We start from the raw sequence: 13036 nt of genomic DNA, 5'->3' as shown, positions 1-13036 counted from the left end.
AGCTACTTTCTCTTTTTAATAATTACTGGAACAATTGACAGTACAGCCAAGGCTATTAATGGCAAAATAAATTGAGGCTCTAATATGATGCCTAAGTTAATATCTGCTCCTTGCTGAATTACATAAGCAAAGCTTGTACCAACCCATACATAAACAACACTACCAGGAATTATCCCCAGTAGTGTTGCCCAAAAAAAATCTCTGAATTTCACACCAAACATACCCGCTGCGATATTTATAATAAAAAATGGAAATATAGGTATCAATCTAAGTATTAATAAATAATTAAAGACATCTTTTTCAAAACCTCGTCGCATTTTTTCGATACTGCCTTTAGCCTTGTTCCTTAGTGAATCTCCCAACGCTGTTCTAACAGCAATGAAAACTACACTTGCTCCTAATGTTGCAGCCAATACAACAATAATTGAACCTAATACCAAACCAAATAGTAAACCACCTAACAAAGTCATAATAGTAGCCCCTGGTATAGATAATGCTACAACAACTATGTATGCAACCGAAAACACCAATATACAAGCTAAAAAATGCTGATTAGCAAAGTCCAATATTGTTTGATAGTTATTTTTGAGTGCTTCAAGAGATAAATACTGCTGCCCCCCAAAACTAAAGAAAGAAATTATACCAATGATTAGTATTGCTATTGGAAAAAATTTATAAAATTTACTATTTGCCATTACTTCGCTATTATCTAATGTATCTAAATTACATAATATACTTATGCTCAAAGAAACTCATCAAATTTATTTAGCTGTAATTAACAAAGGAAATTATAAAACAGTATTTTATATCGAAGAAATTAAAACCCCTATTGGTAATCTCATTGCTATTGCTGATGATAATTACCTATATGCTTGCTTTTTTATTAATGATTCAAATATTTATGCTATAGAGAAATTATTAAAAACTTATAATGCAAAGATATCATTCAAAACAAATGACATAATCAACCAAACCAGAAATCAACTTGATAAATACCTTAACAAAGAATTAAAAACATTCTCTATCCCCTTACGACTAACAGGTACTGACTTTCAAAAACAAGTTTGGCATGAGTTGATAAAGATCCCTTATGGAGAAACAATCAGCTATCGTAAAGAAGCTACAAATATTGGTAAACCAACTGCTTTTAGAGCTGTAGCTAATGCTAACGGTAAGAATCTATTACCCATAATTATTCCTTGTCATCGAGTAATCAACTCCAACGGTAAACTTGGTGGCTATACTGGTGGATTAGATAAAAAAGAGTTTTTGTTAAATTTAGAAGCTAATTAGCGCTTAGAAGCAACTCTTGCATATAAGGTCTTATTATAAAATTCTTTTTCTATGTAACCAAATCCATATCAATGGAATTGCTATAATTATAATATCCGCCACAACCAAAATCATTGTATATTGGAAGACATTCTTAACATGTGAGAAGCTTGGTGGAAATAACCCAAGTATAAAGCCTAACATACACATAAGTATTGCAACTAAAGACATAGTTACAAGTAGCCAATTAGAATTTCTCCTACCTACATGAAATACTCGATGAGTATCTGGTTGGGTAAACCTAAGTCTAATCGCTGCAGCAAAAACCATTATCCACATAACTACAGTGAACTGTGATGTAATAGCAATCAATAACGCAAATGCTGCATATACTGAAGGCATTACTAAGAATACCGAAGATAAAACCAAAACTATCAAAATCTGAATAACTAGCATATTTACTGGCATACCAAATCTATTTTTACCTGCCATAATTCTTGGGAAAAGCTCCTGTTCTGCTGCTGTCTGCATACCACGAGCAGGTCCTAACACCCATGTACTAAGAGCAGCTAACATACCCAAACTTATCATTATCACAACTACCGGCTTAACATTACCTAAACCTATTATGTTTAATACTTGTGAGATACCCTGTATCAAACCATTTAAAACATTAACATCTTGTACAGGAATAATAATAGTTAAACCAATAGTTGTTAAAATAGTTAATGATACTATTATCAAAGTAGCTATAAGTATTGATTTGGGAATATTTTTCTGAGGATTTTCGATATTTGTCATATGGAAAGCTACTGACTGAATACCTGAGTATGAAGATAAAGTCTTAACTAAAAGAGCATAAGTACCTACAGAAAACACTGGTAAAAGATCACTAAAACCATGATATTCCAAATTACTTTGCCCAGTAACTAAGAAATATACTGCACCAGAAACTAATAGTACTCCTGGTATTATCATACCAAAGACTGCACCAATTATATTCAATAGTACTACTTTGCGCATTGGTAAAAAGTTAAATAAACTTATAGCGATAAATACAGCAACCATTATTAACCAAAAAGTAATACTTGTTTGAGTATTCTCAGCAAAACCTCTAAAGCCAATATATGAAAATGTCGCGATTAATGCTGTCACCGAACTTGGGAAGCCTACTACATTATTAAACCACTCCAACCACATCGCAAGTACACCGGCTTTTTCACCAAGACCTGCTTTGACCCAGCTAAATACGCCACCATTATTTTGCGTTATCATACTACTAAGCTCAGCACAGATAAGCGATGTTGGTAGTAAAAATGTAACTGCAGCAATTAGATAAAAGAAAACACTTTGTAAACCAATTGTTGCCATATAAGCTATCGAACTTAAACTAATTATCGCTGAGATATTTAGCATTGTTAGCGATAGTGTCGAAATTTTTTTGTTAGATATATGCATAATTTAAATAAACCTTATATAAAATACTCTTGAACAGTTGGTCTTAGATTGTATTCACTAGCTAAAACCTTACCATAAGCTCCTGCTGAATATATAACTAATAAGTCACCACGCTTTATTTTAGGAAGCTGATAATATTTTGCAAATACATCACTGGATTCACAGATAGGCCCAACTATATGATAATGTTGCTTTTCATTCACACTTTCATCAACCAAAGCCTCAATCTTGTGTTGTGCCTGATACAATGCTGGTCTAATAAGCTCTGTCATACCTGCATCTATAATCGCAAAATGAGTGCCTTGAGTCACTTTATTAAATAATACCTGTGATACAAGCACGCCTGACTGCCCCACTAATGATCTACCAAGCTCAAAATGTAGCTTAACATCATCACAATACTCAAAAAACTCTCTAAATCTAGCAAAATAGTTATCAAAGTCTACTATAGGATTCTGTTGTGGATTTTGATAATCAATCCCCAAACCACCACCAAAATTAATATGCTCAATATTAATATCATTTTGCTTGAGAAGTTTTATATGCTCATTTGTGGTTATAGCTAGTGATTGAAAAACCTGATAATTCAATATCTGTGAACCGACATGATAATGCAATCCTATAATATTTATGTTGTCAAAGTTTTGAAAATCATTTTTTAACCACTTAAGAACATCAATAAAAGCAATGCCAAACTTATCATCAAATTGCCCTGTACTTATATAATGATGAGTCTGTGCATCTATATTTGGATTAACTCTCAGACAAATATTTACCTGTTTATTCTTCGAGGATGCTATTTGGCTAATAACTTCTATCTCTTCTAAAGACTCACTATTGAAAGCAAAAATATTATTATCAATAGCTAACTCAATCTCCCAGTCAGCTTTGCCAACTCCTGCAAAAACAATATACTGAGGATCTACATTCTGCTCAAGTGCCCTTTTAATCTCACCTCCACTTACACAATCAATTCCCATACCATATTTCTTAGCAATATTTACTATCGTTGGATGATGATTTGCCTTAATTGCATAATGAATCTCAGCGTTTTTGAAATTTTTATCTAATGCTTTTTTTGCACTGGCAAATGTATCTTCTAAAAGTGTACTATCATATATATAACATGGTGTTGTGAGTTTATGCTCTTTTATATAATTAGCTAGTCTAGCTTTATCAAAAACTATATAGTTACTCATTTAATTATCCTTTTTAATATAAAATCGGCAACTGCCAATCATCTTGTACTTGTTTATAAACATCTTGAGTTAATTGCACCAATATAGGATTTTTATTCATATCCAAATAAGATTGAATATCTCTAATATCATCCTCTGCCATAGCAGTACATCCTTCTGTACCCGTCGTCAGAGACTTCCAGATATGCATAAAAATACAAGAGCCTTTTTTGGCTATCGCTGGATTAGTATTGTACAAAATCTCTACACCATATTTATAGATAGCAATCTCTGACATATTTTCAGCTGATAGCCAATCTTTATCATCAATAAGATTACTATTAACTATTTGGTTATAGTATTTTGAATTACTATCATCTACACATTCGATTCCAGTTTTTAGATGTACATATTCAACTGCTGAGATATTAGCAAATCCAAAAGTTTTACCAATATCGAAAATACCTGCTGGTGACTTACTATCACCTTCTTTTTTTAAGTCAGCATCTGCTAGATTTTGATATATGCTATCTGCCCAAGCTAAGCCATTCTTACCAACTACTACAGCAGTTGCTAATTTCTTAGCCAACCAATTATTTTGATTGTCTTTTTCAAAAAACCAAAGCTTCCCCGATACACTCTGCCAATTTGATGTGGTTACTACAATTAATTGCTTAACCTTTGATATTTTTTGTATACTTAGATTTTGACTAACCATTTTGTCCTCCTAAACTTCAATCAATAAAATAAATTTAAAGGATAAGAGGTTTTCGCTTTGTGTATGTTTTATGGTTTTTGGGTATTAATGAATAATTTATTTTGAAATAAAAGTTTGAAATATACATACACTATTCTCCTAATGTTAGAGGTTCCAAATACGACTCATAAAGTTATAACCAAATGACATACTCATGCTCTATTCCTTTTGGTTTAATTTAACGAAAAACATCATTTATCCTACTAGACTAAACAATAATCAATAACTTGTAAAATATTTTTTATCTTAAAGAAAATTGTTTAAAAATTTACTTATTATGAGTTAATTAAAATTAAGTACCAATGATGCTAACAAAACATTTGCCATAAAATCATCTCTTTGAGAGCTATGTATAAATTGATTCATATATCCTAATTCAATATTAGCACTCTCAGTAACTTCATATCCAAAACCTGCAAATGCTCTGTTCTGAATTAACGATGCATTTTCTACTACACCATCTCCATTAAGATTTTGAAAATACTCATTAAAACCAATAACTTTCCACTTTTTATTTTCTGAAATTGGGTATGATCCACGAACCATTATTCTAGCACGAAGAGTTAAATAATTAGCACTCGATATTAGTAATTGTTCAAATCTTGCACGAAAAAGATATTTAAATTCTTCGTAATGGCTTTTATACAAATACTGCTGCCAAATCCCACTAGTATTCACATCTTCAGGTACTAAATTTCTTGTTACCAGATAATCTGCACCTACCCAAAAACTATTTTCATTGTCTAAACTATATCCTAAGCCACCTCTATAAAGAGTCTGGAAAGAGGTTAAGGAAGCATTTGCTAAACGCTCCTGATAAGTTAATTCATATTGAATTTTTGAGTAATCATCATCTACAAATCCAAGATTACCCAGAACTGTAATATTATTCCATGATTGAAAATTATCACTGTTAACAGCTTTAGCAAAATCAAGCGCAACTATAAAGATAGAAATAATATAAAACAATCTTCTCATAATTATTACACTCCCTTTCACAAAAGGCATGATTATAGTCAAATCATTAATAAAGTCAAGGAACAGCATGCTATATTCAAGCTTTATTTTTATACATCTATTATGGTTGCTTTTTAATAATAAAGGATTATCATAGATTGATATTAAGCTTTAGCTTGTAGACTCACTTCACAGTGACATGCCAAGCTGGTAGGATACTCATTTCATTAATAGACTATATACATGAATGAATATCCCAATTAAATGTAAATCACAAAGGAGATGCACAAATGAATGCTCAGAAATATATTGATAGCGTAATTGCTGATGTTGAAAAAAGAGATGGACATGAAAAGGAATTCATCCAAGCCGTTAAAGAAGTATTTTCTACTCTTAAACCAGCTCTAGAACAAAACCCTAAGTATATCGAAGAAAATATCTTAGGACGTATTGTTGAACCTGAAAGAGGCATCTCTTTTAGAGTACCATGGGTTGATAGAAATGGTGACGTACAAGTTAACAGAGGTTTCAGATACCAGTTTAACGGAGCTATCGGTCCTTTCAAAGGTGGTATTAGATTCCATCCTAGCGTATATTCTGGAATTATCAAATTCTTAGGTTTTGAGCAGGTTTTCAAAAACAGCTTAACTACACTTCCAATGGGTGGTGGTAAAGGTGGTGCTGACTTTGATCCTAAAGGCAAAACAGAGCAAGAAATCATGAACTTCTGTCAAAGTTTTATGATGGAATTACAACGTCACATTGGTCCAGATATCGATGTGCCAGCTGGTGATATTGGTGTAGGTGGTAGAGAAATTGGCTATATGTATGGTCAATACAGAAGAATTAGAGCATGTTTTGAAAATGGTGTGTTAACTGGTAAGTCATTAGAATCAGGTGGAAGCTTAATTCGTCCAGAAGCTACTGGTTATGGTGCTGTATTCTTCCTAGACGAAATGCTTAAGCATGATGGTGAAACTATGGAAGGTAAAACTGTACTCGCGTCTGGTTATGGTAACGTTGCATGGGGTGTATGTAAAAAAGTAACTCAACTTGGTGGTAAGGTTGTTACTATCTCAGGTTCTAAAGGTTTTGTACATGATCCAGAAGGTATCAACACTGAAGAAAAAATTGAATACTTATTAAAAATTCGTGCTGGTGAAAAAACTATGCAAGATTATGCTAAAGACTTTGGCGCAACTTGGCACCCAGGTGAGAAGCCTTGGGGTGTGAAAGCTGATATAGCAATTCCTAGCGCTACTCAAAACGAGATACATGAAGAAGAAGCTAAGCAGTTAATAGACAATGGTGTTAAATATGTCGTTGAAGCATCTAACATGCCTGTAACTAATGAAGCTATCGCCTTATTGCAAAGTAAAAAAATTAACCTTGCTCCAGGTAAGGCTTCTAACGCTGGTGGTGTAGCTTGTTCTGGTCTTGAGATGTCTCAAAACTCTAGCAGACTATCTTGGACTGCCGAAGAAGTAGAAACTAGGCTTCGTGAAATTATGGCTAACATATTTCAAGCATGTGTTAATGCAAGCAGCAAATATGGTTATGACTACAACTTAGTAGCTGGTGCAAACTTGGCCGGCTTTGAGAAAGTTGCAGAAGCTATGATTCAACAAGGTAGATATTAGTATCTAAAATTTATATTACATATATACTGCTAGTGACTATTCAATCACTAGCAAAATCTGCTAAAATCACTTTCTCTTAAAGTTCTTTCTTAAAACAAATTGATTAAACAAAATAATTTTACGTCCAATAATTATAAGCATAGGGTAAGAATGCTTATATTACTGTCATTCCCCATATTGATGGGCATGAGTATAGATTTATTTGCACCATCTTTACCAGGTATAAGTATTTCATTAAATACTACAGCATCTATTTCAAAGATGGTGATCTCAATATATCTGATAGGATATGCTATAGGTAATCTGCTAATATGTATCATTACTGATGGTATAGGTCGCAAAGTTCTACTTAGATCATCATGCGTACTATTTGTCATAGTTAGCTTACTACCTACTCTAATACCAAACGAATATGTCTTGCTAAGCTCAAGATTTTCTCAAGGGTTCCTTATGGGGTCAATGGGAGTTGTTACTCGAGGAGTTTTTTCAGATATTCTGCCACCTGAGAAGCTACTAAAACTTGGACCAACAATGGGATTTTTATGGGGATTAGGACCTATTGCAGGACCTATAATCGGCGGCTTCTTACAAGATACTTTTGGTTGGAAATCTGGATTTTACTTCTTTAGCATAGTAGTAGCATTGCTGACAATATTAGTTTTTATCTATATCCCAGAAACGCTTGGCAAAAAATCAAAACTAAGCATAACTAAAATCAAACAAGATATAATAGAAGTTGTAACTAATAGAGAATTTATGACTCTCTGTGTGGTCATGGGAATAGCTTATTCACTTATCATCAGTTTCAATACTTTGGGACCTTTTTTAATTCAAGATATAATGGGATATTCAGCCGCTTACTTTGGTAAATTAGCTATATTTTTAGGCTGCGCTTTCCTACCAGCACCGATACTTGGGCGTAAATTATTAGATCACTACTCTGTTGGTAAAATATTTTTTGTAGTTATACATCTATTTATAGTATTAACTAGTATTTTCTTTATAATTAGCTTAATAAGCAATAGTATATCTTTGATCATTATTGCTACTATGGCTGTTTATTTCACATGTGGATCAATTTTTCCATTATCGATGGGTAAAGGTATATCAATGTTTCGCCATATCCCTGGAACTGCAGCAGCAATTATGTATTTTGTGAATATCTCAATGACTAGTCTAACATCATTTTTACAAAGCTACGTTCATGCTCACAGTATTACAAATATTATAAGCATTTACTTGGTTTTAATGTTTATAATTGTTGGGTTATACTGGTATAAACTAAAGGATCTTTAAAGTTTTATGTCTATAAAAAGCTATGATGTAATAATAATTGGTGCAGGCGCTGCTGGACTTATGTGTGCTATAGAAGCTGCTAAAAGAGGTCGAAGTGTACTAGTATTAGACCATGCCAATAAAGTAGGCAAAAAGATTCTAATGTCTGGTGGTGGAAGGTGTAATTTCACAAATTATAACATAGCCGCTGATAGATACTTAGCAGATAATCAGCACTTCATGAAATCCGCACTATCAAGATATACACAATGGGATTTCATCAGCTTGGTTAGTGAATACAATATTCCTTATCATGAGAAGACTCTAGGCCAACTTTTTTGTGATAACAAAGCTAAAGATATCGTTAATATACTTCTAGATGAGTGCCAAAAATATCAAGCTAAGATACAACTACATACAACTATTGATAGTACCATAAAAAAAGAAAACTTATTTTATCTAAAATCTAATTCTGGCGAATATGTATGTCAGTCACTGGTGATTGCTACTGGTGGCTTATCTATACCCACTATGGGTGCAACTGGATTTGGTTATAAAATCGCTAAAAAATTTGGATTAAAAGTTAATCCTCAAAGAGCTGGCCTTGTTCCTTTTATTTTCAGCTCAGAAGATCAACAAAAGTTTGGACAGTTACGTGGGGTATCAACTTATTGTAGAGTTTCAAACAATCGAGCAAGCTTCGATGAAAACATTCTTTTTACACACAAGGGATTAAGTGGTCCAGCAATTTTACAAATATCATCTTATTGGCACTCAGGAGAAAGTGTTGAAATTAATCTTTCTCCAAATATAAATATTGCTGATTTTTTGACTTCGAAAAAAGAACAAGGTTCAAAAGTCACTTTAAAAAACACTCTATCGGAGCTACTACCAAAAAATCTTATTAGTACATTTTTTGAGAACTTTCTACTTGAAAAAAGAATTTGTGATTTGTCTGCTGAACAAATAAATAAGATTCATCAACAGCTACATGAGTGGGTAATATACCCTCAGACAACAGAGGGCTACCGAACTGCAGAAGTTACCTTGGGTGGTATTAGTTGTGATGAAATATCATCAAAAACTCTTGAAGCAAATAAAGTCAAAGGCCTATACTTTATTGGCGAAGTTATTGATGTAACTGGATGGCTAGGTGGATATAACTTTCAATGGGCTTGGGCTTCTGGTTGGGCCTCGGGACAAGTTGTATAAATCTAATAGCTAAGCTATAATTAAATAAATATTTTTTGGGTCAAATATTTTAATATGAAAATACCTAATGAGAAAGAATTTGCTATAAAAAAAGCTATTCTAAAAGCTATTGAACAGGGCTATAGTGTTGCCCAATTAGCAGATGGTTTTGGAGTTTCTAGAAGTTTAATATACAAATATCGTAGGGCACTCAGAGACCAGGGTTTCATCAAAAAAAATGAAAATGATGTTTATGTTATAACTGAGAATAAATTTTCTATGAAACCCGAAGCCCCAAAAACTGCTAGCCTTGATTTGAAATATACTGATTTAAATGACCCAAATATTTACTCTGAAGAAATACAACTAACTGAAGAAGAGACTTCTCCTAATGAAGACTGTCTGCAAAGTAACGATTCAGAAAATATAGAATCTATTCAAAACTCCGTAGATCAAATGCATAAGCTTAACGAACTGAAGAGAGCCAATAAATCGCGAACTAAAAAAGGTTTTCTAAACAAAGTCTTTGGCAAAATAAAAAAGATAATTTAAGGAAAGAACATGACAAAAATTATTGAAGACGTTGCAGAATTTGCACATAAAAACCATATATCAGAAGAAACTGTAAAAGAGTTAATTGCTCACTTTACTAATGATGTTGAGAAAATCCAAAAATTTATTTTAGAGAAAACAGAATGTATTTTTGATGCCAATATTAGAAATCTAGAAATAAAAGAAGCCCTTAAGAATCTTAAATAATTTTTGTCTTCAAAGTCATCTCTATGCTGCTATTGTTTGTGTAGTACTCTTCAAATTATTCAATGAATTCTTCGCATTAACAATATTGGGGCTATAAATATCTTTAGAATCTTGCAATGCTTTTCTTACTACACTTACATCTTGCCCTAAAGACTGAGACTCTTGTAAATTGGCGTACAATAATGCAATGATACCAGCAACATGAGGAGTAGCCATAGATGTACCCTGCATATAACCATATTCATAGTTATTTAGAGTAGAGTATATTTCGGCGGTTTTGCCATAATTATAACTATCTCCACCTGGAGCTCTAACAACTAGACTGTTTACTACCCACTTTAGTATCCCATCAGGAGCATAGTATGTCGAGTAAGGTGCTAACAATCCTTCCGGCCCTGTAGATTCAACAACTATAGCATTAATATATTTACAGCCTGATGGTATGTCATTAGATAAATTTTTACCATCATTACCTGCGGCAATAACTACTGTTACACCTCTTTCATGTGCAGCTTGAATGGCCTCTTCCCATGCTGGGCATAATGTGCCCATATAGTTCTCCTCCCACTCATCTTGACTAACTATAGGCTGTCCAGTGTATGGATCAATTCTAGACATCCCAAGGCTAAGATTGATAACTTTAACTGGAGCTTTGTTGTCCTCTAAATATTGCCCACTACTATTTTTTGCATATACTTGCGCTCCCGCTGCCCATTTGACAGATTCTAAAATAGCATAAGTATCACCGCTACCATCATCTCCTAAAGCTCTAATAGGCAAAATCTTAATACTATCTATTGGCCCTGCAACACCTTTGACTTCAGGACCATTTGCAGCCACTGTCCCTGCTACATGTGTACCATGAAAACTACCATTATCATAGATATTGCTAGATACTCTAAGCTCTCTATTCTTCATAAAAAAATAGTAATGGCTATGATCTCTATCTATTTTTTTTGATATATCTTCAGGAGCAGCATAAGCTAATCCTGAATCAATTACAGCGACATCAACTCTCTTTGGGTTATCTAAAACCAAGTCCCATGCACCATAAGCATCAATCCCACCTGTGACCTCTTTCGGACTCTGCATATCCCACTGTTGTCCCCAGCTTATGATGTTATTTTGAAAGTTAGTCGTATTGGTTGTTTGTGTATTATTTAAATCATAAGCATACATTTTTGAATTTTTTGGGATAGCATATTCAACATTTGGATTACTATCCATAAAATTTTTGGCCGCGGCATAAGCATTATTGTTTGATACCTTTTGGGCTGCACTACTTGACTGAGTTTTTAAACTAGTAGTAGTTGGCCGTAAAGCCTGGCCATCACTTACTTTTACAACTTTTGTTCTCGAATCTATGTCTTCAAGGACTTGATAGTTTTGAACTGTACTCATAGTAGCTACAGAATTAGCACTAACAGTCCCTATTTTATTTTGATTATCTTTATACTTAACGATTAACTCAATATCGTTTGCATACGCTGAGGCATACAAAGAAGCTCCTATTAAAAATATTTTTTTAAACATATAGTTTGTCCTTAAGTTGTATATTTCACAAATTGAAAACCATTATTTATTTTAATGGTTTACAATATCATTATATAAAAGCAAATCTTTTTAAATATTTTTACAGCAGCTTAGAATTTAATTTTCCCTTATTTTGACTATTCGATAGACTTAAAATAAACTAACTTAGTAGGATACTTTAGATTTTATAAATATGGATAACAAAAAAAATATTCTAATAACAGGTTGCTCTCATGGTGGTATTGGCTACGCTACAGCCATCTATCTTCGAGATAAGGGATATCAAGTTTTTGCTTCTGCTAGAAAGCAAGAAGATGTAGATAAGCTCAAAGCTGAAGGCTTTGATACTTACTTGATAGATGTCACTAATTATCAACAAGTTGATCAAGCTTTAGAGTCTATTTTAGCTAAAACTGGTGGCAAATTAGATACTGTATTTAATAATGCTGGATTTGGACAAGTAGGCGCATTAGAAGATATAGATACGCAATTTATCAAAAAGCAGTTTGAAACCAATGTATTTGCCGTACATAATCTAACTAACAAAGCTATAAAAATCATGCGTAAACAAGGTTATGGGAAAATAATACAGCATAGTTCAATACTAGGACTTATTGGTATGAGGTATCGTGGATCATACGTGGCTAGTAAATATGCACTAGAAGGTATGACTGATACTATGCGACTTGAGCTTAGGGATACTAATATTTTCATTAGCCTATTAAATACTGGACCTGTAACAAGCAAATTTAGAGAGAATGCTCTAAAGACTATCGATAATGTTGAAGTAGAAAATTCACCTCACAATAAAGAATACTATAGAATAATGCTTGGTAATCACAAACCTATCCCTTTTAACCTACCAGCAATTGAAGTAGCAAAAGTTGTTGAAAAAATTCTTGTAGCAAAAAAACCAAGACCTAGATACTTTATAACGAAAGCAACTTGGATTATGATTACTCTCAAAAGATTTTTGACAACAAAAACTTTCGACAAGGTTGTAGGAAAATATTAAC

General features: G+C 33.0%; 13 protein-coding genes. 7 read left to right on the top strand and 6 right to left on the bottom strand.

Going from position 1 to position 13036, the window contains the following annotated elements:
- Nucleotides 1-2 precede the first annotated feature (2 nt).
- Complete coding sequence (locus F7308_RS03565) at nucleotides 3-695, bottom strand: TVP38/TMEM64 family protein (RefSeq protein WP_013922480.1); 693 nt, start codon at nucleotides 693-695, stop codon at nucleotides 3-5.
- A gap of 43 nt (nucleotides 696-738) precedes the next feature.
- Here F7308_RS03565 and F7308_RS03560 point away from each other — a divergent pair, with 43 nt between their 5' ends.
- Complete coding sequence (locus tag F7308_RS03560; protein WP_013922479.1) at nucleotides 739-1293, top strand: methylated-DNA--[protein]-cysteine S-methyltransferase; 555 nt, start codon at nucleotides 739-741, stop codon at nucleotides 1291-1293.
- Nucleotides 1294-1326: 33 nt separating this feature from the next.
- Here the strand turns inward: F7308_RS03560 and F7308_RS03555 are convergent, their stop codons facing one another.
- The 4 genes from F7308_RS03555 to F7308_RS03540 all read right to left on the bottom strand — a co-directional run bounded on the left by F7308_RS03555 (nucleotide 1327) and on the right by F7308_RS03540 (nucleotide 5643).
- Nucleotides 1327-2730 carry an APC family permease gene (locus F7308_RS03555; protein ID WP_013922478.1) on the bottom strand — a complete coding sequence of 468 codons (1404 nt, stop codon included), beginning with the start codon at nucleotides 2728-2730 and terminating at the stop codon, nucleotides 1327-1329.
- A 14-nt stretch (nucleotides 2731-2744) separates the two neighbouring features.
- Nucleotides 2745-3929 carry a diaminopimelate decarboxylase gene (gene lysA / locus F7308_RS03550; RefSeq protein WP_013922477.1) on the bottom strand — a complete coding sequence of 395 codons (1185 nt, stop codon included), beginning with the start codon at nucleotides 3927-3929 and terminating at the stop codon, nucleotides 2745-2747.
- 13 nt (nucleotides 3930-3942) lie between these two features.
- Nucleotides 3943-4626 carry a L,D-transpeptidase family protein gene (locus tag F7308_RS03545; RefSeq protein ID WP_013922476.1) on the bottom strand — a complete coding sequence of 228 codons (684 nt, stop codon included), beginning with the start codon at nucleotides 4624-4626 and terminating at the stop codon, nucleotides 3943-3945.
- A 321-nt stretch (nucleotides 4627-4947) separates the two neighbouring features.
- Nucleotides 4948-5643: a DUF2490 domain-containing protein gene (locus tag F7308_RS03540; protein WP_013922475.1), complete on the bottom strand. Its 696-nt coding sequence runs from the start codon at nucleotides 5641-5643 to the stop codon at nucleotides 4948-4950.
- Nucleotides 5644-5912: 269 nt separating this feature from the next.
- Here F7308_RS03540 and gdhA point away from each other — a divergent pair, with 269 nt between their 5' ends.
- From gdhA to F7308_RS03515, 5 genes are all read left to right on the top strand, one after another.
- Complete coding sequence (gene gdhA, locus F7308_RS03535; protein WP_013922474.1) at nucleotides 5913-7262, top strand: NADP-specific glutamate dehydrogenase; 1350 nt, start codon at nucleotides 5913-5915, stop codon at nucleotides 7260-7262.
- Nucleotides 7263-7412: 150 nt separating this feature from the next.
- Nucleotides 7413-8558 carry an MFS transporter gene (locus tag F7308_RS03530; protein ID WP_013922473.1) on the top strand — a complete coding sequence of 382 codons (1146 nt, stop codon included), beginning with the start codon at nucleotides 7413-7415 and terminating at the stop codon, nucleotides 8556-8558.
- A 6-nt stretch (nucleotides 8559-8564) separates the two neighbouring features.
- Nucleotides 8565-9749 carry a BaiN/RdsA family NAD(P)/FAD-dependent oxidoreductase gene (locus F7308_RS03525; protein WP_013922472.1) on the top strand — a complete coding sequence of 395 codons (1185 nt, stop codon included), beginning with the start codon at nucleotides 8565-8567 and terminating at the stop codon, nucleotides 9747-9749.
- A 54-nt stretch (nucleotides 9750-9803) separates the two neighbouring features.
- Nucleotides 9804-10280, top strand: a complete 477-nt coding sequence (locus F7308_RS03520; protein WP_013922471.1) for an FTL_1293 family small RNA FtrC-regulated protein — start codon at nucleotides 9804-9806, stop codon at nucleotides 10278-10280.
- 9 nt (nucleotides 10281-10289) lie between these two features.
- Nucleotides 10290-10487 (top strand): hypothetical protein, encoded by a 198-nt coding sequence (locus F7308_RS03515; RefSeq protein ID WP_013922470.1) that lies wholly within the window; start codon nucleotides 10290-10292, stop codon nucleotides 10485-10487.
- Nucleotides 10488-10508: 21 nt separating this feature from the next.
- Here F7308_RS03515 and F7308_RS03510 read toward each other — a convergent pair whose 3' ends face one another.
- Complete coding sequence (locus tag F7308_RS03510) at nucleotides 10509-12020, bottom strand: S8 family serine peptidase (RefSeq protein WP_013922469.1); 1512 nt, start codon at nucleotides 12018-12020, stop codon at nucleotides 10509-10511.
- 193 nt (nucleotides 12021-12213) lie between these two features.
- Between F7308_RS03510 and F7308_RS03505 the strand changes: the two genes are divergently transcribed.
- The gene (locus F7308_RS03505) at nucleotides 12214-13035 is read left to right on the top strand and encodes an SDR family NAD(P)-dependent oxidoreductase (RefSeq protein ID WP_013922468.1); all 822 of its coding nucleotides are present in this window, start codon (nucleotides 12214-12216) and stop codon (nucleotides 13033-13035) included.
- The last annotated feature ends 1 nt before the right edge of the window (nucleotide 13036 follow it).

Origin of the sequence: Francisella salina (assembly GCF_000219045.1) — a bacterium.
In the GTDB taxonomy this organism is placed as follows: Bacteria; Pseudomonadota; Gammaproteobacteria; order Francisellales; family Francisellaceae; genus Francisella; species Francisella salimarina.
Note: the sequence above shows the minus strand (reverse complement) of the source record. Positions and strands in the feature narration are given on the sequence as shown.